Raw genomic sequence first — 20403 nt, forward strand, 5'->3', positions numbered from 1 at the left:
TGCAGAGAAAATAGAAAAAGCAATGCAAGATTTTAAACAAAATAAAACCGGAAAAAAGGGAGCTGTAAGGTTCTCTAAGGTTTGGAATATTTAAAAGAGTTGCCTTGCATAAAAATAATAATATTGTGGCGGACTCTTTTCGAAGAATCTGCCTTTTTTTATGCTAATATGAAATTATGAATTCAAATGAATTATTAAAGATTGCCAACGAATTTGGCACACCGGTGTATGTTTATGATGCTGAATCTATAAAAGAGCAATACGAAAAACTTACATCTTCTTTTTTAAAACACACAAAGTTCTTCTATGCAGCGAAGGCATTGACAAACATTAATATCCTTAAGTATGTCAAGAACTTAGGTGCTTCTTTGGATTGTGTATCGATAAACGAAGTGAAACTTGGGCTTAAGGCAGGTTTCTCAAAAGAAAAAATATTATTCACCCCGAATTGTGTGGATCTTGCTGAGATTGAAGAAGCAATGACTTTCGGAGTACACATTAATATTGATAATATCTCTATTCTTGAGCAATTCGGAAATAAATATGGAAATACATACCCGATTTTAGTAAGAATCAACCCGCATATTTTTGCAGGAGGAAATTACAAAATCTCAACGGGGCACATCGATAGCAAATTCGGGATTTCTATTCACCAAGTTCGTCATATCGAAAGAGTGATGAAATCTACTAACTTGAATGTGGAAGGTCTTCATATGCACACCGGTAGCGAGATTAAAGACCCTGAAGTGTTCCTGCAGGCTTTGGATATTATGCTTGAATTGTCTGAACATTTCCCAAACCTGAAATATCTGGATATGGGAAGCGGTTTCAAAATTCCTTATCAAGACAGCGAAGAAGAAACAGATGTGAAAACATTGGGTAAAAAAGTAGAAAAAGTAATCGCTGAATTTTCAAAATCTACAGGTAAAAAATTCGAACTTTGGTTTGAACCGGGGAAATTCTTAGTGGGTAAAAGCGGCTATCTTTTAGTTAAAGCTAATGTAATCAAGCAAACTACAGCGACAGTTTTCGTTGGCGTAAATTCAGGATTCAATCACCTGATTCGTCCGATGTTCTACGATTCTTATCACCAAATAGAAAATTTATCTAATCCAAAAGGAGCAGAGAGAATTTATACCGTAGTCGGAAATATTTGTGAAACAGATACTTTCGCCTGGGATAGAAAGCTGAATGAAGTAAGAGAAGGCGATATCTTGGTATTCCGTAATGCGGGAGCTTATGGTTTTGAGATGAGTTCAAACTTCAATTCAAGATTAAAGCCTGCTGAGGTTCTTTTCTTAGACGGAAAAGCGCACCTGATCAGAAAAAGAGACGAATTCGAAGATTTATTGAGAAATCAGATCGAAGTTGTAAAATAAATAACAAAAACTCTGCAAGAAATTGCGGAGTTTTTTGTGTTCTTAATTAAATTTTAATGACTAAGAATCTTTAAAATATTTATTATTCCTTACATTTGATAGGCATTTATTTTAAAACAAGAATAGAATGCTTTTCAATCCATATTCACATCCGTTTTTTTTCGAATACATTAACCACCAAAAATATTAATTATGGCTAAAAACATAGCTGAGCAAATAGTTGAGATGCTCGAGAACGCAAATGTGAAAAGAATTTATGCAGTTACAGGAGATAGTTTGAATCATCTGAATATTGCCGTTAAAAAAAGCAGTATTGAATGGATTCATGTAAGACATGAAGAAGTAGGAGCGTATGCAGCGGCGGCAGAAGCGGAACTCGATGGTTTTGCGGTTTGTGCAGGAAGTTGCGGGCCGGGGCACGTGCATTTGATCAACGGGGTGTATGAAGCGCATCGTTCGCATGTTCCGATGTTGGTGATTGCTTCCACAATTCCGAGTGAAGAAATGGGAATGGATTATTTTCAGGAAACAAATACCATTAAATTATTCGACGATTGCAGTCATTATAACCAAATGATTACAAGACCTGAGCAGGTTCAGAGAACCGTTCAGACAGCCATTCAGCATGCGATTTCTAAAAAAGGGGTTGCGGTAATCGGGCTTCCGGGCGATGTTTCGGAACTGAACGCTGAAGAAGCTTCGACTTCCAATAAAATCTTTAAAACCAATCCGGTTATTCGTCCTTCTGATGATGAATTGAATCAATTGGCCGATTTAATTAATGAAAGTAAAAAAGTAACCATCTACTGCGGAATTGGAGCTGAACATTCTAATGCTGAAGTTGTGGAACTTTCAAAATATTTAAAAGCGCCGGTAGGATATTCTTTCAGAGGAAAAATGGCGATTCAGCCAAATAATCCAAATGAAGTAGGTTTAACAGGGCTTCTTGGGCTTCCTTCAGCGTATCATGCGATGCACGAAGCAGATTTGCTTTTATTGTTAGGAACCGATTTCCCGTACGAGAAATTCATGCCTGTTAAAAACAAAATTGTCCAGATCGATGAGAGTCCGGAACGTTTAGGCAGAAGGGCTAAGTTGGAATTGGGTCTTGCGGGTGATGTGAAAGAAACGATTAAGGCATTATTACCTTTGCTAAAAGAAAAAACTGATATTAATTTCCTAAACCAGCAATTGGAATTTTATGAAAAAGTAAAAGAAAACCAATTGATTTATGTGAAAGACCGAGGAACGGAAAATGCCATTCAGCCGGAATTTGTAGCGCATACTTTAGATCAGTTGGCTAAAAATAATGCCATTTTCACGGTGGATACGGGGATGTGTTGTGTTTGGGGCGCGAGATATATTACCGGAACCGGAGATCGTAAAATGCTGGGATCATTCAATCACGGATCGATGGCGAATGCAATGCCGATGGCAATTGGAGCTTCGTTGGCACATCCCGACCGACAGGTGATTGCGATGTGCGGCGACGGTGGATTGTCGATGTTGTTAGGCGATATGGCAACCATTTTTCAGTATAAATTACCTGTAAAGCTGATTGTTTTCAACAACAGAGCATTGGGAATGGTAAAATTAGAAATGGAAGTAGGCGGAATGCCCGATAATGAAACCGACATGATTAATCCTGATTTTGCCATGATCGCACAGGCAATGGGGTATACCGGAAAAAATGTTCACCATCCTGATGATGTTGAAAGTTCAATTAAAGAATGTTTGGAGCATAACGGACCTTATTTGTTAAATATTTTCACGAATCCAAACGCTTTGGCTTTACCTCCGAAAATTGAATTCGATCAGGTATTGGGAATGACGAAATCTATGGCGCAATTAATGCTTGGCGGAAAAATGGAAGAAGCATTAGATACAGTAAAAACAAACTATAAACATATTAAAGATTTGCTATAATGAATGCATCTTTGAAGAAATTCTACGTTATCGCTTGGGTTTTCGGGCTTGTTTTCTATTTTTTAGATTATGTGATCCGATCGGCACCGGCGGTAATGATTCCTGAACTGGTCAATAATTTTAATACGACCGAACTGAAACTGATCAGCATGGTCGGAACCTATTATTACACCTATTCTACCTGCAGTTTGATTGCGGGAATTGCGTTAGACAAATTTGGTGGCAAAAGATCACTTTTTGTAGGAACGCTGATTTTAGGAATTGGGTGTTTGTTATTTTTAATTTCAAGTCAGGTTGCCGGAGTTTCCGGAAGATTATTACAGGGCGCGGGTTGTGCTTTTGCTTTTCCGGGATGTGTGTATCTTGCAAGTAAAGGTTTTTCTTCAAAGTCATTGGCTACAGCAATTGGTTTTACACAATGTATCGGAATGCTGGGCGGAACGGCCGGACAATTTGTGGTTGGACCTTGGGTAGAAGAAGGGGTAAATATTGATACTTTCTGGCTTTGGTCAGGAATTGCCACCATTATCACTGCTTTCGGATTGTTTTTCGTCATTCCCAAAGAGAAAAAAGCGGAAGAGTCTACAGAAACAGGAGCAAAACCTATGGGTTATCTGGAGCCTTATAAAATTGTTTTTAAGAATCCTCAATCATGGCTTTGCGGAATTATCTCCGGGCTTTTGTTTGCGCCAACAACGATATTTGCAATGACCTGGGCGGTTGCTTTTTTTGAAAAAGATAAGCAGTTCGTCTTTCATGATGCCGCGATTACAAGTGCGATGGTCGCGTTTGGTTGGGTGTTTGGTTGTCCGTTATTAGGTTTTATTACTGATAAAATAGGTCGCAGAAAACCAGTTTTGGTTGCTGGAGCTGTGGTGATGATCTTAAGCTTATTACAGTTAATCTATCTTCCGGAATTATATCCTGCGAAGATCAGTATGTTTATTCTTGGTCTTGGATCCGGAGCGGCGATGATTCCTTATTCTGTTATTAAAGAAGCGAATCCTGATTTTGTAAAAGGAAGTGCAACGGGAGCGATCAATTTCATCACATTTGGCGTTACGACTTTACTGAGCCCGGTTTTTAGCCGATGGTTTGGGAAAAGTTTAGGAGATTCTGCAGGAGATTTACATTTTCAGCATTCCATTTTATTTTGGATTTGTGGAATTGTTTTAGCAATCATTGTTTCATTGATGTTGAAAGAAACGGGAAGTAAGGCTCAGGCAGCTTAATAGAGTCAATTTATCATAAAAATATTTTACAGGAAACTTCGCTTTTAAGTGGAGTTTCTTTCTTTTTTTTGGCGTAATTTTGGCTCCTGATAAACTATCGATTGAAAAAATTATACTATGAAAGCAATAGCATTATTTATAGGACTTTTTGTAGCAAATTTTGCATTTGCGCAGACAGATTTGGAAGACAGGGATGAATCTTTTATCGTAGAAAACAACAAGAACCTTTTAAAAATAGATATTAAAGAGCCTTTTTTGCAGATTGCAGCAAAAAACTGTACAGATTTTAAACCGGCTGCTTATGAAGGCGGAGCGGCTGCTTATAAAGAGGTTCTAAGAAAATATATGTATACTTATCTCAACTCAGATTTTTATACATTAACGGGTGATTTTACTTTTACACTAACGATTGATGCAACAGGAAAAGTGATTGATGTAACGGGCGATCCAAAAGTATTGAACAGTGAAGTTTTCTTTGATGATATGCAATATGTTGTGAGAAGAATCAAGAAAAACTGGTCTCCGGCAACGTGTAACGGCCAACCGATAAAATCTGAAATGAAGCTGAGGATGAATTTCTCTTCCATGTCAGCTGATATGTAAAAATTTATGAAAAAAACTATAATAACCTTACTTTTATTCTTTATCGGTTTTAAAGGATATTCTCAGGAAACTCAATCTAAAAATCAAATTCAAAAAGAAAATATAAATTCGCAAACGGCAGAATTTCCTGGTGGGGATTCTGCTTTCGCGAATGAATTTCTCAAAATGGTTCATGCCTATATCGATCTGCAAAAATATGCAGTGAATGGGCGATTTGTTTTCGTTTTTGATGTAAATCCAGACGGAAAAGTCAGTAATCTTGATGTTTTGCCTAAAGTAAAAGATAGCGAAATGTTCATTGATGATATGAAATTTGCCATCAAAAAAGTGAAAAAGAAATGGAAGCCAGCTTTTAAAGATGGTAAAGCTGTGGTTTCTAAAAAAGTTATTAAAATCAATTTTACATCAGATCATTTTGACCATGGAGATTAAGAAAATATTATTGTTATTTTTTTTTATAGCCAGTTTACAGTTTAGATCTCAAATTTTAGATGAATATCCATCAGGACAAAGCTTTTATAAAGGAGGTAATGCTACTTTTTATAAAGAAGTTCATGATTATCTTGTGAGTAATAATTTTACTGAGTGTGATGAAAATGAGATCTATCAACCACGGATTATTGTAACAAAAGATGCAGGAATAAAGATTATAAAAGATAATGATACTGCAAATATAACTGCTAACAAATGTGCATATAATTTATCATTAAATATTCTTAAAAATCTTAAAAATTGGCAACCAGCTGTTGTTAAAGAAAATAAAATAGCTTCTATTACCGAATTTATTATTTGTCCTAAAGATTTAATGAGTAATTACAAGGCAAATTATAACGCGTATAACTTTGTGATTTCTGCAAAATATCCGAAAGGGAAATCTGTCTTTGAAAAAGATTTTCATGATAATTTTATGAGCTTATTTGCTGATTTTGGAATTCAAGGTAAAATTAATCTTGAGTTTTATATAAATAAAGAAGGAAAAATTGCAGATGCTAGGATTTTTCCAGAAATTGATGATAGAAGTTTTAATATTTCGTTTATGAGAACTCTATCGAGATTAAAAAAAACTTGGCAGCCCGCATTATATAAGAATATTCCGATCAAACAGAGAATTTCATTTCCAATGAATTTTTCCGTAACATATTATGAAAGATAGCCCTGCCATTCTGTCTCAATATTTTGTATCTTTGCAAATTCAATAAGTTCAAAGTTTACGATTTTGAGTTCAAAGTGATATGCAATGAACCCTAAATTTTAGGCTTTAAACCTTAAAAAAGACTATCGTGCAAGAAAAATATATAGACGAAACCAAGCAAGGAGAGGCTTTTGCAATTGCAGAAAGACCTGAAAACTCTAAAAAATTATTTTTAGAAAGCTATGGTTGTCAAATGAATTTCTCGGATTCCGAAATCGTTGCTTCTATCCTTAATGAACAGGGATACAACACAACAATGAAGGTTGAGGAAGCAGATCTTATCCTTTTAAATACCTGTTCAATCCGTGAAAAAGCGGAACAAACCGTAAGAATGCGTCTTTCTCAGTTTAAAAATCTAAAGAAAGAAAAACCGAATATGACGGTGGGTGTTCTTGGATGTATGGCAGAAAGGCTGAAAACTAAATTTTTAGAGGAAGAACAATTGGTCGACCTTGTAGTTGGTCCTGATGCTTATAGAGATTTACCAAATCTTTTGAAAGAAACTGAAGATGGTAGAGATGCTATCAACGTAATTCTTTCCAAAGAAGAGACTTATGCAGACATTAACCCCGTTCGTTTGGGCGGAAATGGGGTAACTGCTTATGTTACAATCACTAGAGGTTGCGATAATATGTGTACGTTCTGTGTGGTTCCGTTTACAAGAGGTAGAGAAAGAAGCCGCGATCCGCATTCTATTTTGGATGAATGTAAAGATCTTTGGAACAGCGGTTATAAAGAAATTACATTGTTGGGTCAAAACGTAGATTCTTACCTTTGGTATGGAGGCGGACCGAAAAAAGATTTCGCCAAAGCTTCTGAAATGCAAAAGGCTACTGCTGTTAATTTTGCTCACTTGCTTGATTTGGTGGCTAAAGCTGTTCCGGAAATGAGAATCAGATTCTCAACTTCAAACCCTCAGGATATGAGTCTTGATGTTTTCAAGATGATGGCAAAGCACGAGAATATTTGTAAATACGTTCATTTACCGGTTCAGAGCGGAAGCAATAATATGCTTGAAGCCATGAACAGACAACATACGCGTGAAGAATATTTAGATTTAATTAAAAAAGCTAAAGAAATTGTTCCGGAAGTTGCATTTTCTCAGGATATGATCGTTGGTTTCTGCAGCGAATCTGAAGAAGATCATCAGGATACTTTAAGTCTGATGAAAGAAGTGGAATATGACTACGGTTATATGTTCGCGTATTCAGAAAGACCGGGAACGCCTGCTCACAAGAAAATGGAAGACAATATTCCGGCAGACGTAAAACAAAGACGTTTGGCTGAGGTTATTGCTTTGCAAGGCGAATTGTCAAGAAAAAGAATGGCTGGTTATGTAGGAAGAGTTCACCAGATTTTAATTGAAGGAATTTCCAAGAAGAATAAAAATCAGTGGAAAGGTAGAAACTCTCAGAATGCCGTTTGTGTTTTCGATATGGCAGAAGGTCAAAAAATTGGTGACATTGTGAACGTTTTTGTGTATGATAACACGCAAGGCACGCTTTTAGGGAGAATTGCGGAATAACAATCGAACCGAAAAATAAAAAATTAAGTAAATTATTATCAATATTAACCTATAAAAAAGACAATGGAAAAATTTCAAAAATATTGCCTTAGTGTTTTATTGGTAATAATTTATAACAATATCTCGGCGCAAGTAACCAACGGAGTCATTGAAAATGAAGACTGTAGGAAGATTTGCGAGATTTATAGCCAGTTTTTTGAATCTCAGCATAGTGATTCTCAAATTTATTTTACTAAAAAGAAAACAGCTTATCAGGCTTTAAATCAAAAGGATAAAGCAATTGAAGTTGTCGGGAAAATTCTTCCTGCAATTCAACATAATTTAGGATTTAATAATTCAGATATTGGCTTGGCTTATTCCGAAAGGCAAAAACATGATTTGTCATTATTAAATTTTGAAAAACAAAACAAAGGTTATAATTTTACTGAAAGCACATATTTAAAAGATAAAGTTTCGAAGATAAGAAACAAGGATTATTTAGATTTTAAGATTTAATTCTTAAAAAATAGGATGAAATATCGTTCATCGTATCACTAAAACGAATCTGCAATTCATTGATTAATTGTAGATTAAATTTAAATCAATAATCTAAAAATTTACTTATGAGCAACGAGCTACAAAATATAAAAAACCGTTTTGGTATCATTGGGAACTTTCCGGCTTTAAACAGAGCTTTGGAAAAATCTATTCAGGTAGCACCCACCGATATTTCCGTTTTAGTCATTGGAGAAAGTGGTGTGGGGAAAGAATTTATTCCAAAAATCATTCATTCAGAATCGAAAAGAAAACATCAGCCATATATTGTCGTTAACTGTGGAGCAATTCCTGAGGGAACGATAGATTCCGAATTATTCGGGCACGAAAAAGGAGCCTTTACTGGTGCTACAACAACTAGAAAAGGTTATTTTGAAGTAGCTGACGGCGGAACGATTTTCCTTGATGAGGTTGGTGAACTTCCTTTGCAGACGCAGGTTCGTTTGTTAAGGGTTTTGGAAAGCGGTGAGTTTATGAAAGTGGGTTCTTCTCAGGTTCAGAAAACCAATGTGAGAATTGTGGCGGCTACCAATGTGAATATGATGAAGGCAATTCATGACGGAAGATTCCGTGAAGATTTGTATTATCGTTTAAATACGGTTCAAATCGATATGCCGGCTTTGAGAGAGAGAAAAGGAGATATCCATTTGTTATTCAGAAAGTTTGCGATAGATTTTGCTGAAAAATACAGAATGCCTGAGTTGGAACTGGAGCCAAGCGCTGTTCATTATGTTGAAAATTATTCTTTCCCCGGAAATGTTCGTCAGTTGAGAAATCTGGTGGAGCAGATGACGGTTGTAGAAAGAGACAGACACGTAACGGTGGAAAAACTGGCAGAGTACATTCCCATGGAAACACATCTTCCGATGGTTGTGAATACGCCAAACACACAAAAACAAAACGATTTTGGCAGCGAAAGAGAAATTATGTATAAGATTCTCTTCGACATGCGAAACGATATAAATGATTTAAAATCCTTAACTTCGGAATTAATAAAAAATCGCGGAGCGGGAGATTTGAGCAATCAGGAAAAAAATCTGATCAACAGAATTTATACTCCTGAAACGCAACAGCCTATAAGCCAGAATTCTTTATTGTATTTTGAAAACGGAAATAATACGCCTGTCGTTCAAAATTCAACGATTATGGCTTCGCCGGAAGAAAGCTATGAAGACATCGAAGATATTGAAATTGAGGAAAATAAGCCTGAATCTTTATCTCTTCAAAACAACGAAAAAGACCTGATTGTAAAAGCTTTAGAAAAGCATAAAGGAAGGAGAAACAAAGCGGCAGACGAATTAGGAATTTCACAAAGAACATTATACAGAAAAATAAAACAATATAACTTAGAAGACTAATAATTAAAAGAATACATAAATGACGGAACTGAACGCGAAACCGATTAATTTTAAATTTGGAGAATACCTGAGCAACGGATTTGAATTTCTGAAGAATAACTTTGGAAATCTTTTGCTGGCTGTTATTTTTTGCTTTATTATGGCATTTATTCCGCTTTGCGGAATGCTGGGAATGGGAAATTTATATAAATATTGCCGAAAGCTAAGAAAAGGACAGACTACAGGGCCCGGAGAAATTTTTAATTTTGATGATTTCATGCCTTATTTGATGTTGCAGCTGATTATTTTTGGTGGTATGCTTTTACTTTTCATTCCACTATTTTTTATCACGCTTCTTACACGAATTGGTGGTGATGATTCTGCGGTAGGTCCGGTGATGGTCGTTGTTTGTATGATCGTTTTTTATATAGCTTTATTTTATGTCATTTTCAGAGGATTTTATATTCCGGCTCTTATTTCATTAGGAGGAGTAAAAGACATTAAAAAAGCTTGGAATATGTCTAAAGTAATGACGAAAGGCAACTTTTGGTCTATTCTAGGTTTTGCAATTGTGGTAGGAATACTTTCTCAATTGGGGATTTTAGCCTGCGGAATAGGTATTTTATTTACTTTACCGTTGAATTATACAGCCAATTATTTTGCTTTTGAGGATGCAATGCAGCAGATTGAGCATGACGAAATAAAAGAAATCGGAGTAAAAAATGAATATTAAATTAAGTCAAATTAAAACAAATCAGCCTAAATTTACATGGCTTTTGTTTATCTGTTTAGGATTTTTACAGTCTTGCTACAGTTTTACAGGTTCGTCTTTAACGGATGAAAAAACTGTGCAGATCAATGAATTTCCGAATAATGCAGCGTTGGTAAATCCGGCGTTGGCGCAACAGTTCTCAACAGATATTCAGAACCGTTTTTTACAGAGAACAACCTTAAAAGGAACCAAAGAAAATCCTGATATTCTGATTGAAGGTGAAATTACAGATTATTCTATTTCTCCTACAACCATCAGCTCTACAACAACGAGTAACAACGTTGGTGGGGTAGTTCAGGAATCTCAGAATAAGTTGACGATCACGGTAAAAGTACATTATGAAAATAAAATACACCCAGATTCCAGCTTTGACAGAACGTATTCAGACGAAGCCGTTTTCAACAGTAGCTTGTCGCAATCTGATATTGAGGCATCTCAGGTGAAAATTGTGACGGACAGAATTATTAATAAAATATTTAACGATATTGTAGCCAATTGGTAAGATGAATCCCAGAGTTTTAGAATTATTAAAGAACCCGAAGCACATTCAGTCAGAAGATCTAGGTCTTTTGAAAGAAGAGATCAATTCTTTTCCCTATATCCAGAATATCAGGGCACTGCATTTGTATGGAGTTCACCTTTTCGATAAAGAAAATTACCAGAAAGAGCTTTCAACGACAGCCGCTTATACTACCGATAAAAAGATTCTGTATCAGTTAATTAACGGTAAAATTCAACAAAAAGAAAAGCCGAAACCTGAGGTCGTTGTGAAGGTTGAAAAAGTTGAAGAACAAAAGGAGGAAGTTGTAAAAAATAACTTCCAATATGTTTATAAAAGCAGCAATTTTCCTCTAAAAAGAGAAGATAAAGTTCAGCAAATAGAACTAAATCAGGAAGATTTAAATCAAAATTTATCAATTCCTGTTGAGCCGGAAGCTGTCATCGCAGAACCTGAAAATCTTGAAATTGTTGAAGATCAGGAATCTTGTGAAATTCAGACATCTGAAGTTGATGCAAATTATATGTACGTAAACGGCGAAAGAAACAGAATTCTTTTTGAAGGCGAAGAAGATTTCATGAATGAAACACTTGCTGACGAAAATGCCGAATTTAAGCCTGAAGTCATCATTAATGAAGATCATATTTCTTCAGAGAAAATTAACGAAACTGTAAATGATGAAGAAAATATAAGTTTCTACGAAACAGAATCATTAAATCCTGAAAATGAGGTTGTAGAAATTGCCGAAGTTGAAAATCAGGAAACAATTGAAATTCAGGAAGAAATTGAAAAAGAAAATGTTGAAATTGATTCTGAATTAAATACTGAAGAAGAATCTGTTATTGAAGAAGAGGATCATTCAACAGAAGAAAAAGATACACAATTTACTTCGGAAACGATTATTCATGAAGAGGAAATTGCTTCAGATCATGCTGAAGAAACGATTGTTGAGGATGATTCTGAACTAAGTTTCCACGGGACGGATTCTTTCCTTCCCGAAGTTAAGATTGAATCTGAACGAACAGAAGCTCCGATAAAAGAGGAAGATATTGTTCAACCAAATATCAATAAACATGAAGACGAAATGCGTCGTTTGATTGAAGAGGTTGAAAAGAAAATGAAGGAAACAAAATCAGTCGCTGTTGAAACGGAAAATGAGACTGAACCTGTTGGAAATCACGATATAAGTTTTGCTGAAACTCAAAGTTTTGAGGTTAAACCTGAAGAGGCAAAAGAAGAAAAACCAGTTGCTGAAATAGTTGAACCTATTGAGGAAAAGGAGCAGCCTTTAGAACAAATTGAAGAAACAGTTAATGAAAATGAAGCGGTTTCAGAAGTAGAAGAAGTAAAATCTGCATGGAAACCAATGAGTTTTGAATCTCACGTTCCAGATTCTTTATTGTCTAAAAATCAACAGGTTGAAGTACCTGAAGTAGACCCTGTAATTGTTGAAAATCCGAAAGTGGATGAGGCTAAAGATGAAGTAAAAGCTGAAGAAGTTTTACCCATCGTCGAAGATATTCCTGAATTAATTGAGGATAAAGCTGAAGAATTTAAAACTCCTGAAGAACCTGTACAAGAAGAGAAATCGTCTGATTCTAAAGAAGAAACTCCTGTAATGAATGTGTCGTTCTTTGGTTCTGATATTTCAAGTTGGAAACCTACTGAACCTATAAAAGAAGAAGTTAAGGAAGAAAAACCGGAAGAGATTAAAAAGGTTGTTGAAGAAAAGAAACTGCCTAATATTCTGGATAGCAATGTTCCCGGATTTATCAACACTTGGCAAAGTTGGTTGAAAATCGACAGACCGGAGGAAGAAGATAAACAAAAAACGCAGATTAAGACTAAAGCGATTGAGACTTTCATTGAAAATAACCCGAGAATCAGTCAGTTAAAAGATGAAAGCTCGTATGTGGTGAAAGAAAAAACCGGAGATATTTCACACCTAATGACGGAAACGCTAGCCAATTTATATACAGAACAAAAATTGTATACCAAAGCCATTAAAGCGTTTGAAATATTAATCAAAAAGCATCCTGAGAAAAAAGAGCATTTTGAAGCTAAAATTCAGGAAGTAAAAGATATAAGAACAAAAAATTAATAGAAGTCCCGGTTTTTAAAATCGGGATTTTTTTATGGAGTGCTCGCTGCCGTTTTTCTATTTTTGAATTTTCTCCAGAGTTTTCTTCCGGCGACTAAAATAAAGATTACCAAAACAATAGCACAAATACCTGCAAAAATGGGCAAAGCCATCGCTAAAACCGCCATAATTCCTGCGCCTGCAGTTTCTGTGGTTCCGACGACTGAATTTCCCAATCCTCCCGTTGTAGCTGTGGAGGCTGCCCGAATTCCCGCAAACCCCGAACTGATCGTAGCTGCTGTTCCTCCTCCGGCGATAAGCGCCAGTGCCCATTGAGGAAATGTTCCCAGATTACCAAACTGGCTGGCAAAAAGTACAGATCCCGCAATAGTCGCCAATGGAACGGATAATGTGTCTAATAAATGATCCACAAAAGGAATATAATAGGCTAAAATTTCCACGATGGTTGCAATTCCTGTGGTGATTAGCGTAGGAAGTCCGGAAAGCCATTCAAAGTGTTCATTCATCGGAATCCAGCCCATAAAGGAAGCTAAACTTACGGCGAACATCGGAAGAAATACTCGAAATCCTGTCGCTGCAGCCAATCCGATTCCAATAAAGGCACTTATGACATAAGGTAAATAGGGAACTTGGTCTAACATTTTAATTTTCAGATTAATTGTTTTCCCTAAAGTTACAAAATCTAAGCAATAAAGTTGGGGACAATTAATGGTGAAATTTTCCAACTTTACTTTCTTCGAATTATTATCAAAATTGGTCGGATTATAATTAAGCCATTAAGATTTCTGTTAAGAAGTTTAGGAAATTAAGATAAGATCAAATTTAGAGAAAAATCAATTTGATTTTTCCTTAACTAAGTTTAACCACTTAAATGTTCTTAATGGTTCAAAAAACGAATAATTAAAAAGATTAATTTTAGATAAAGAAACTAAGGTTTTTTCTGATGCTGAGCCTGACAAAGCTTGATAAATTGTGCTTCAACATCCTGAAATTTCTGAGGTAATTCCGGAGAAACCCAAAATAACATGGCTGCTGTTTTTTCGCCAAAAGCTTCTTTGAAAAGATCTTTGTTTAAACGGTAACATTCACGCAAAAGTCTTTTGATACGATTTCGGTGAACAGCCTTTTTGAAATATTTTTTAGAAACAGAAACCGCAAACTTAGTACTTTCAACGGGCGCAGAAGGCTTGTCTTTTAGCACAATAATTCTCAAATTCCCATTCGTTTTCCATTTGCCTTTTTCGAAAAGCAAAGAGATCTCGGTATTTTTTTTGAGTTTTTCGGCTCTGGGATATTTGAAATTTGTCATTTACGGACTGTAAATATAGGGGAAATTTTCTTGTTTTTTGATTTTAATAGGGATGCTTCGACTTCGCTCACCATGACATTCCTAATACTAAGTGTTTTTTATTAACAGTTAATTTGTAGCGATGTCATGCAGAGCGAAGACGAAGCATATTTAAGAGTAATAGAAAAAAATTAATCTTTTTTCAATAAATAATTAATCACTTCCGAAGCAGTGTACAACCCGAAAATCGCTGGCATATAGCTTATCGTTCCGTAGAAAGATCTTTTATAATTGGTTCCGTCGGTCATTTTTAGGCTTTCTTCATCCTGAATATCATTCGCAAAAACACAACGAACGCCTCTGTCTATTTTCTCTTTTTTCAGCCTTTTTCTTACCTGTCTTGCAAGGTGGCAATGTTCCGTTTTGCTGATGTCTCGCACCATTACTTTACTCGGATCAGTTTTTCCGCCTGCGCCCATAGAGCTCACGATTTTTATTTTTCTTCTTTTAGCTGCAATAATTAAAGTAAGTTTCGGAGTCACGCTGTCGATACAATCCAAAATATAATCGAATTTTGCGGAATCTAAGACTTCATCCATTCTTTCAGGATTTAGGAACTCATTGATTTTCGTTAAATTAAGATCCGGATTAATATCTAAAAGTCTTTCCGCAACCACTTCTACTTTGTGCTTTCCAACAGTAGATCGTAAAGCGGGTAATTGTCTGTTAATGTTGGTGATATCTACGGTATCACCATCTACGATTGTCATGTTTCCAATGCCTGCTCTTGCTAAAAATTCAGCAGCAAAAGAGCCAACTCCGCCCAATCCTACAACCAGAACTGTTGCTTTGTTCAACTTTTCCAAACCTTCTTCTTTTACGAGAAGTTCTGTTCTTTCCAACCAATATTTATCCATTTTTTATCGTCTCTAAATTTTCTACAATTTGTTTGTTTAAATTTTCCAGGGAAATCTCTTTAATTTCTGAAACTTTCATATATAATTCTTCGATATTGAAATCGTCATTATCGGTTTCTAAAAAGATTTTATTTAAAGGAGTAATTTTCAAAGTATTTTGCAAAGATAAATTATACAAAACGGCTTTTCCAAAACTCAGATAAAAATTATTTTTAAGTAAATCGTCGGCAATGCTTTGTTTTTTATTAAAACCATGAATAATCATCGGCTGTTTTGCCTGTTTTTTTAAAGAAATTACTTCATAAAATTTTCGCACGCAATGAATAATGATTGGTTTTTTGATCTCGTTGGCGAATTTTATTTGTCTTAAAAATACTTCTTCCTGTGTTTTTTGATCTGTTTCAGCAAAAGAATCCAAGCCGCATTCTCCAATGGCAAAACAGTTTTTAGTGATATTTGATTCAAGCCAATTGAATTGATTTTCAATATGATGAATGTCTATTTCTTTCGGATGAATACCAATGGAATAAGGGAAATCCGGCGGAACTGTTTCAATATTAATATTATAAATTCCGTTGCTGATGTTTTTCTTATGATGGTGAAAATCAAAAAAATCCATGGTCAAAAATACTATTTATTTAGATTTAATGTAAATTTCTTAAACGAACGTTTATAAATGTGTTAAAAATTTCTTAACTTTACCTGAAAGCCACATTTCATGAGAAAAAAATTTACAGAAAAACAAATCCACATATTAGACATCGCCGAAGAGCTGATTGCGAAAAAAGGATATGAAGGAACGTCGGTGAGGGATATTTGTTCGAAAGCAAATATTAATGTTGCTATGATCTCTTATTATTTTGGGTCGAAGGAAAAAATGATGTCTTATCTCTATCAGTACCGTGTGCTGAAAACGAGAGAGAATTTTTCTGAATTTGCAGATACCATAAAAGACGGGAAACCGGAAATGCAAATGAAGGAAATTATTAAATATATTGTTTCTCAGTTATTTAAATATAATTATTTCCACGGTTTTGTCACTCAGGAGCTTCGTCATACCGAAAATCTGAAAGATGAACTGCTGGATTTCTATCAATTATTTGTAAAAAAGCTGGATGATGTTATTAAAAAAGGAGTGGCATCGGGTGTTTTTACTTATACTCCAAGACCGGAAGATATTTTAACAACCATTATTGGCTCTACTTTATTTGTGATAAGGAATAAGAATTTTTATGAATTGTATGTTCCGAGCAAAAATGAAGAATCTTATGCCAAAGAAGCCGAAAAAAAAGTAAGAATGAATCTTTTAATGAGCGTTTTTGCAATTTTGGGATACGCTGCGGACTAAAATTACGTTAAATATTCATAAAAAAAAATCTATTGACAAAAAAGTTATATTTTTGCAAATTAATAGATCGGTTATATAATCCGAAAACTGTTGAATTTTTTATATGAAAAAATATATTTTAGGTCTTTTTGCTGTAGCTGTAGTGTCATCATGTATTAGTCAGCAAGATAAAGCAATGAAAAGTGCTGACAAAGCGTACATCCTGAAAGTAGCCAATGAAAACTTCGCTAAAAAGAAATGGAAAAATGCTTTGGCATTGTACGACAGACTTGCGAATCTTGTTGCCGGAACAGATGATTTCCCAAATGTTGCCTATAATACGGCTTCTGCTAACTATTATGACAAGAGTTATAAATTGGCGGGGCATCAGTTTAAAAACTTTTCGATCAACTTTCCGAAAGATCCAAGAGCTGAAGAAGCTGCCTATTTATCAGCGTTATGCTACTATGAAGGTTCAATGGATTATAATTTGGATCAGTCGAGTACAGAATTGGCAATTAATGAATTGCAGAATTTCCTGAACGAATATCCGGCGTCTGAAAGATCTAAGAATATCAACACGATGATTGATGAGTTGTCTTACAAGCTTGAATTTAAAGCTTTTGAAAATGCAAGGCAATATTTCAACATGGGTGAATATAAAGCTGCAAACACAGCGTTGGAAAATGTATTGAATGATTTCCCAAGTACAAAGCTTCGCCCGAAAATCTATGGATATATTATGGATTCTCGTTATCAGCTTGCCGCAAAATCTATTTATGATTTGAAAGACGAGCGTATTGAAAGTGCTTTGGCATTCACAAGACAGGTTGAAAAAGATCTTCCGAATACAGAATATTCTAAAACTGCTTTAGATCTAAGAAAAAAATTAGAAAAAGAAAAAGCGAATTTCGTTATTGTTAAAAAACAAACAGAAGAAAGGATTGCAACATTAACGGCAAAGCAGAAAAAAGAAGCAGATTTACTAGCATCAAAGCAAAAATCTGATGAGCAGGTGAAAAATCAAATCGATGCTGAGAAGAAGGCAATGCAGATCCAGAGGGATAGTGCAGCGCTTCAGACACCTCCGCCGGCAGCGACTTTCAAAATTCAAAGATAATTCGTAAATTTGCTAACTTAAAATAAATTAAATTTCTCAAAATGAGTGTAAAAGATACAAAAGCAGAAGTAAATACTATCACTTACGATAAGGATAAGATTGAAGATAAAGTAGGTTCAATCTATGAAGCTATTGTTATCATGGGAAAAAGAGCAGAGCAAATTAATGCTGAAATTCGTACTGAGCTTCACAATAAGCTAGACGAGTTTGCTGTTCACAATTCTACATTAGAAGAAGTTTTCGAAAACAGAGAGCAAATTGAGATCTCTAAGCACTACGAAAAACTTCCAAAACCAACTTCTATCGCAATTGAAGAGTGGTTGAATGAAGACGTTTACTTCAGAAAAACTGAAGACAGAAAATAAAATACAATATGTTTTTTATAGATGAGGGTCATAAAGGAGTTGTTTCTTTTATGACCTTTATCGTTCTATAAAGCCGCGTTCTGAGAAAAAATAAGTAATTTAGTATTCTAAAATTAAAACTACATGAGCGTTTCAGGGAAAAAGATTCTCATAGCTGTTTCCGGAGGTATTGCAGCCTATAAAATTCATTTTCTGATAAGAGATTTTATAAAAAGAGGGGCTGAAGTTCAGGTGATCATGACGCCCGATGCTGAAAACTTCGTTACCAAGCTTAGCTTATCAACATTATCTAAAAAACCTGTGTACTCAGATTTTTACAGTGATAACGGAACCTGGAATAGTCATGTGGAATTGGCGCTTTGGGCAGATGTAATTGTTATTGCTCCATGCACCGCAAATACATTGGCTAAAATGACGCACGGAATGTGTGATAATTTGGTCATTGCTACGTATATGTCTGCAAAATGCCCTGTTTTCATCGCTCCTGCAATGGATTTGGATATGTATCAACATCCTTCAACAAAGCAAAACTTAGAAATGGCTGAAGATTTCGGACATTTTATTATTCCTGCTGAAAGTGGCGAACTGGCGAGTGGGTTGGTTGGGCAAGGAAGAATGGCTGAGCCGGAAACGATTGCGAAAGCGATAGAAAATTTTTTTAATTCAAATGAAAATAAAAGCCTTGAAGGAAAAACGGTTTTGATTACTGCTGGACCAACGTATGAAGCAATTGATCCTGTGAGATTTATAGGAAATCATTCATCCGGAAAAATGGGCTTTTCACTAGCCGAAGAAGCATCTAAAAGAGGAGCGAAGGTAATTTTAGTTTCGGGACCGAGTTCTCAAACAATTCATAGTAAAAACGTTGATTTACATAAGGTTACTTCAGCAAAAGAAATGCTCGACAAAGTATTTGAATTTTATGAAAATGTAGATATTGCGATTGCGAGTGCTGCCGTTGCAGATTATGCTCCGAAAGAAGTGGCGAAGGAAAAAATCAAAAAAAATGATGAAAATCTGACGATTGAATTGGTGAAAAATCCGGACATTCTGAAGACAATGGGCGAAAATAAAAAGCATCAGTTTTTAGTAGGTTTTGCATTAGAAACTCAAAATGAAGAGGAAAATGCAAAGGGTAAACTGATAAAGAAAAATTTGGATATGATTGTTCTGAATTCTCTTCGTGATAGCGGGGCGGGTTTCAAGAATGATACTAATAAAATTAAAATATTCACCAAAACAGAGAAAACAGAGTTTGACTTAAAATCGAAGGGTGATGTGGCGAAAGATATTTTGGATTTCGTTGAAACTCAACTTTTAAAATAATTTTAATAAATTTCCGTTCTCAATTTTTAATAAGACAATGAAAAAAATTATAAGTTTATTTTTACTACTTTTTATATATACTACAAGTTTTTCTCAGGAATTGCTGGCAACCGTTCAGGTGAATTCTCAACAGGTGCAGGGTAGTAATACACAGGCTTTTAAAGCGCTGGAGAAAAGTCTCAAAGATTTTATCAATAATACAAGCTGGACGGGGAAAAGACTTCAGAATTTCGAAAAAGTAAAGTGTAATTTCGCAATTGTAATTGCAGAAAGAGATGCCAATAGGTTTAAGGGAAGTATTATTATTCAGGCGGTTCGTCCGGTTTTTAATACCAATTATGAATCTCCTTTACTTAATCTTCAGGATCAAAGATTTTCTTTTGAATATATTGAAAATGAGAATCTTATATTTAATGAAAGACAGTTTTCCGGTAAAAACCTTATTGATGTAATAAGTTTTTATGTGTATGTGATTTTAGGATATGATGCAGACAGTTTCCAATCAATGGGAGGAACTCAATGGTTCCAAAAAGCGCAGCAGATCGCGCAAAACGGAGAGTCTCAAAACAATTACGAAGGCTGGAAGCAGGTAAACGAACCCAGAAACAGATCTCAATTAATTCGAGAGATTATGAATCCCAATATGGCGCAATTGCGTTCTTCATATTATTCATATCATAGAGCAGGTTTAGATAATTTATTTAATCAGGATCAAGCACCAGGTAAAAAAGTTATTTTCGATGCTTTAATGCAGTTGAAAATGTATGAAAACTCTTTTGCACAGAATTATTTCCTCGATCTTTTTCTCGTAACGAAGGCTGATGAGATTTTTAATATCTTTAATTCTACCAACAACGGTGGAATCGATATTGCCAGTTTGAAACAGTTGATGATGCTGTTCTCTCCAAAAAATACAGACTCCAGATGGAGTAAATGGAAATAATTTTTTACGATTCTAAA

At 35.1% G+C, this 20403-nt stretch carries 21 protein-coding genes; 17 read left to right on the forward strand and 4 right to left on the reverse strand.

The genetic code is table 11. The annotated features are described in order from the left end of the window. The first annotated feature begins 176 nt into the window (after positions 1 to 176). From lysA to ABEG63_RS17615, 12 genes are all read left to right on the forward strand, one after another. Positions 177 to 1379, forward strand: a complete 1203-nt coding sequence (gene lysA, locus ABEG63_RS17560; RefSeq protein ID WP_267404795.1) for a diaminopimelate decarboxylase — start codon at positions 177 to 179, stop codon at positions 1377 to 1379. Positions 1380 to 1571: 192 nt separating this feature from the next. Beyond that, entirely contained in the window at positions 1572 to 3305 is a 1734-nt protein-coding gene (locus tag ABEG63_RS17565) for a thiamine pyrophosphate-dependent enzyme (protein ID WP_346586534.1), read from the forward strand. Further along, positions 3305 to 4537, forward strand: coding sequence for an MFS transporter (locus ABEG63_RS17570; RefSeq protein ID WP_346586536.1), 1233 nt, complete (start codon positions 3305 to 3307; stop codon positions 4535 to 4537). The genes ABEG63_RS17565 and ABEG63_RS17570 overlap by 1 nt, the downstream gene beginning before the upstream one ends. Positions 4538 to 4654: 117 nt before the next feature. Continuing rightward, complete coding sequence (locus tag ABEG63_RS17575; RefSeq protein WP_346586538.1) at positions 4655 to 5140, forward strand: hypothetical protein; 486 nt, start codon at positions 4655 to 4657, stop codon at positions 5138 to 5140. A gap of 6 nt (positions 5141 to 5146) precedes the next feature. Next, a complete protein-coding gene (locus ABEG63_RS17580; RefSeq protein ID WP_346586540.1) occupies positions 5147 to 5572 on the forward strand; it encodes an energy transducer TonB in 426 nt (141 codons plus the stop codon). Next, positions 5562 to 6293, forward strand: a complete 732-nt coding sequence (locus tag ABEG63_RS17585) for an energy transducer TonB (protein WP_346586542.1) — start codon at positions 5562 to 5564, stop codon at positions 6291 to 6293. The genes ABEG63_RS17580 and ABEG63_RS17585 overlap by 11 nt, the downstream gene beginning before the upstream one ends. Positions 6294 to 6420: 127 nt before the next feature. Then, complete coding sequence (miaB, locus tag ABEG63_RS17590) at positions 6421 to 7857, forward strand: tRNA (N6-isopentenyl adenosine(37)-C2)-methylthiotransferase MiaB (RefSeq protein WP_267404782.1); 1437 nt, start codon at positions 6421 to 6423, stop codon at positions 7855 to 7857. 63 nt (positions 7858 to 7920) lie between these two features. Then, complete coding sequence (locus ABEG63_RS17595; RefSeq protein ID WP_346586544.1) at positions 7921 to 8352, forward strand: hypothetical protein; 432 nt, start codon at positions 7921 to 7923, stop codon at positions 8350 to 8352. 107 nt (positions 8353 to 8459) lie between these two features. Next, the gene (locus ABEG63_RS17600; protein WP_267404776.1) at positions 8460 to 9749 is read left to right on the forward strand and encodes a sigma-54 dependent transcriptional regulator; all 1290 of its coding nucleotides are present in this window, start codon (positions 8460 to 8462) and stop codon (positions 9747 to 9749) included. Between the two features lie 19 nt (positions 9750 to 9768). Further along, on the forward strand, positions 9769 to 10461 hold the full coding sequence (locus ABEG63_RS17605; protein ID WP_346586546.1) for a hypothetical protein: 693 nt from the start codon (positions 9769 to 9771) through the stop codon (positions 10459 to 10461). Then, positions 10451 to 11002, forward strand: coding sequence for an LPS assembly lipoprotein LptE (gene lptE, locus ABEG63_RS17610; RefSeq protein WP_267404771.1), 552 nt, complete (start codon positions 10451 to 10453; stop codon positions 11000 to 11002). Before ABEG63_RS17605 ends, lptE begins: the two co-directional genes overlap by 11 nt. Position 11003: 1 nt before the next feature. Beyond that, positions 11004 to 13100: a hypothetical protein gene (locus tag ABEG63_RS17615; RefSeq protein ID WP_346586548.1), complete on the forward strand. Its 2097-nt coding sequence runs from the start codon at positions 11004 to 11006 to the stop codon at positions 13098 to 13100. 32 nt (positions 13101 to 13132) lie between these two features. On the opposite strand, the gene ABEG63_RS17620 is transcribed toward ABEG63_RS17615, so the two are convergent. From ABEG63_RS17620 to ABEG63_RS17635, 4 genes are all read right to left on the reverse strand, one after another. Further along, a complete protein-coding gene (locus tag ABEG63_RS17620) occupies positions 13133 to 13741 on the reverse strand; it encodes a DUF4126 domain-containing protein (protein ID WP_346586550.1) in 609 nt (202 codons plus the stop codon). Between the two features lie 287 nt (positions 13742 to 14028). Beyond that, a complete protein-coding gene (gene rnpA, locus ABEG63_RS17625) occupies positions 14029 to 14409 on the reverse strand; it encodes a ribonuclease P protein component (RefSeq protein ID WP_346586551.1) in 381 nt (126 codons plus the stop codon). Positions 14410 to 14579: 170 nt separating this feature from the next. Next, complete coding sequence (locus tag ABEG63_RS17630) at positions 14580 to 15305, reverse strand: tRNA threonylcarbamoyladenosine dehydratase (RefSeq protein ID WP_312390406.1); 726 nt, start codon at positions 15303 to 15305, stop codon at positions 14580 to 14582. After that, complete coding sequence (locus ABEG63_RS17635; RefSeq protein WP_346586553.1) at positions 15298 to 15924, reverse strand: TatD family hydrolase; 627 nt, start codon at positions 15922 to 15924, stop codon at positions 15298 to 15300. Before ABEG63_RS17635 ends, ABEG63_RS17630 begins: the two co-directional genes overlap by 8 nt. 99 nt (positions 15925 to 16023) lie before the next feature. Between ABEG63_RS17635 and ABEG63_RS17640 the strand changes: the two genes are divergently transcribed. The 5 genes from ABEG63_RS17640 to ABEG63_RS17660 all read left to right on the forward strand — a co-directional run bounded on the left by ABEG63_RS17640 (position 16024) and on the right by ABEG63_RS17660 (position 20386). After that, positions 16024 to 16653: a TetR family transcriptional regulator gene (locus ABEG63_RS17640; protein ID WP_267404763.1), complete on the forward strand. Its 630-nt coding sequence runs from the start codon at positions 16024 to 16026 to the stop codon at positions 16651 to 16653. Between the two features lie 103 nt (positions 16654 to 16756). Beyond that, on the forward strand, positions 16757 to 17752 hold the full coding sequence (gene bamD / locus ABEG63_RS17645; RefSeq protein WP_346586555.1) for an outer membrane protein assembly factor BamD: 996 nt from the start codon (positions 16757 to 16759) through the stop codon (positions 17750 to 17752). Positions 17753 to 17793: 41 nt separating this feature from the next. Next, positions 17794 to 18117 carry a DNA-directed RNA polymerase subunit omega gene (locus ABEG63_RS17650; RefSeq protein ID WP_047424579.1) on the forward strand — a complete coding sequence of 108 codons (324 nt, stop codon included), beginning with the start codon at positions 17794 to 17796 and terminating at the stop codon, positions 18115 to 18117. Positions 18118 to 18240: 123 nt separating this feature from the next. Next, a complete protein-coding gene (coaBC, locus tag ABEG63_RS17655) occupies positions 18241 to 19443 on the forward strand; it encodes a bifunctional phosphopantothenoylcysteine decarboxylase/phosphopantothenate--cysteine ligase CoaBC (protein ID WP_346586558.1) in 1203 nt (400 codons plus the stop codon). 37 nt (positions 19444 to 19480) lie between these two features. Beyond that, a complete protein-coding gene (locus ABEG63_RS17660) occupies positions 19481 to 20386 on the forward strand; it encodes a DUF4835 family protein (RefSeq protein WP_267404754.1) in 906 nt (301 codons plus the stop codon). Positions 20387 to 20403: the final 17 nt, after the last annotated feature.

Origin of the sequence: Chryseobacterium sp. C39-AII1 (assembly GCF_039672645.1) — a bacterium.
Taxonomy (GTDB): Bacteria; Bacteroidota; Bacteroidia; order Flavobacteriales; family Weeksellaceae; genus Chryseobacterium.

What these genes read in the sequence shown, in the direction of transcription:
- lysA (WP_267404795.1), top strand. Translation starts at nt 177, where the DNA reads ATGAATTCAAATGAATTATTAAAGATTGCCAACGAATTTGGCACACCG.
- ABEG63_RS17565 (WP_346586534.1), top strand. Translation starts at nt 1,572, where the DNA reads ATGGCTAAAAACATAGCTGAGCAAATAGTTGAGATGCTCGAGAACGCA.
- ABEG63_RS17570 (WP_346586536.1), top strand. Translation starts at nt 3,305, where the DNA reads ATGAATGCATCTTTGAAGAAATTCTACGTTATCGCTTGGGTTTTCGGG.
- ABEG63_RS17575 (WP_346586538.1), top strand. Translation starts at nt 4,655, where the DNA reads ATGAAAGCAATAGCATTATTTATAGGACTTTTTGTAGCAAATTTTGCA.
- ABEG63_RS17580 (WP_346586540.1), top strand. Translation starts at nt 5,147, where the DNA reads ATGAAAAAAACTATAATAACCTTACTTTTATTCTTTATCGGTTTTAAA.
- ABEG63_RS17585 (WP_346586542.1), top strand. Translation starts at nt 5,562, where the DNA reads ATGGAGATTAAGAAAATATTATTGTTATTTTTTTTTATAGCCAGTTTA.
- ABEG63_RS17595 (WP_346586544.1), top strand. Translation starts at nt 7,921, where the DNA reads ATGGAAAAATTTCAAAAATATTGCCTTAGTGTTTTATTGGTAATAATT.
- ABEG63_RS17600 (WP_267404776.1), top strand. Translation starts at nt 8,460, where the DNA reads ATGAGCAACGAGCTACAAAATATAAAAAACCGTTTTGGTATCATTGGG.
- ABEG63_RS17605 (WP_346586546.1), top strand. Translation starts at nt 9,769, where the DNA reads ATGACGGAACTGAACGCGAAACCGATTAATTTTAAATTTGGAGAATAC.
- lptE (WP_267404771.1), top strand. Translation starts at nt 10,451, where the DNA reads ATGAATATTAAATTAAGTCAAATTAAAACAAATCAGCCTAAATTTACA.
- ABEG63_RS17615 (WP_346586548.1), top strand. Translation starts at nt 11,004, where the DNA reads ATGAATCCCAGAGTTTTAGAATTATTAAAGAACCCGAAGCACATTCAG.
- ABEG63_RS17620 (WP_346586550.1), bottom strand. Translation starts at nt 13,741, where the DNA reads ATGTTAGACCAAGTTCCCTATTTACCTTATGTCATAAGTGCCTTTATT.
- rnpA (WP_346586551.1), bottom strand. Translation starts at nt 14,409, where the DNA reads ATGACAAATTTCAAATATCCCAGAGCCGAAAAACTCAAAAAAAATACC.
- ABEG63_RS17630 (WP_312390406.1), bottom strand. Translation starts at nt 15,305, where the DNA reads ATGGATAAATATTGGTTGGAAAGAACAGAACTTCTCGTAAAAGAAGAA.
- ABEG63_RS17635 (WP_346586553.1), bottom strand. Translation starts at nt 15,924, where the DNA reads ATGGATTTTTTTGATTTTCACCATCATAAGAAAAACATCAGCAACGGA.
- ABEG63_RS17640 (WP_267404763.1), top strand. Translation starts at nt 16,024, where the DNA reads ATGAGAAAAAAATTTACAGAAAAACAAATCCACATATTAGACATCGCC.
- bamD (WP_346586555.1), top strand. Translation starts at nt 16,757, where the DNA reads ATGAAAAAATATATTTTAGGTCTTTTTGCTGTAGCTGTAGTGTCATCA.
- ABEG63_RS17650 (WP_047424579.1), top strand. Translation starts at nt 17,794, where the DNA reads ATGAGTGTAAAAGATACAAAAGCAGAAGTAAATACTATCACTTACGAT.
- coaBC (WP_346586558.1), top strand. Translation starts at nt 18,241, where the DNA reads ATGAGCGTTTCAGGGAAAAAGATTCTCATAGCTGTTTCCGGAGGTATT.
- ABEG63_RS17660 (WP_267404754.1), top strand. Translation starts at nt 19,481, where the DNA reads ATGAAAAAAATTATAAGTTTATTTTTACTACTTTTTATATATACTACA.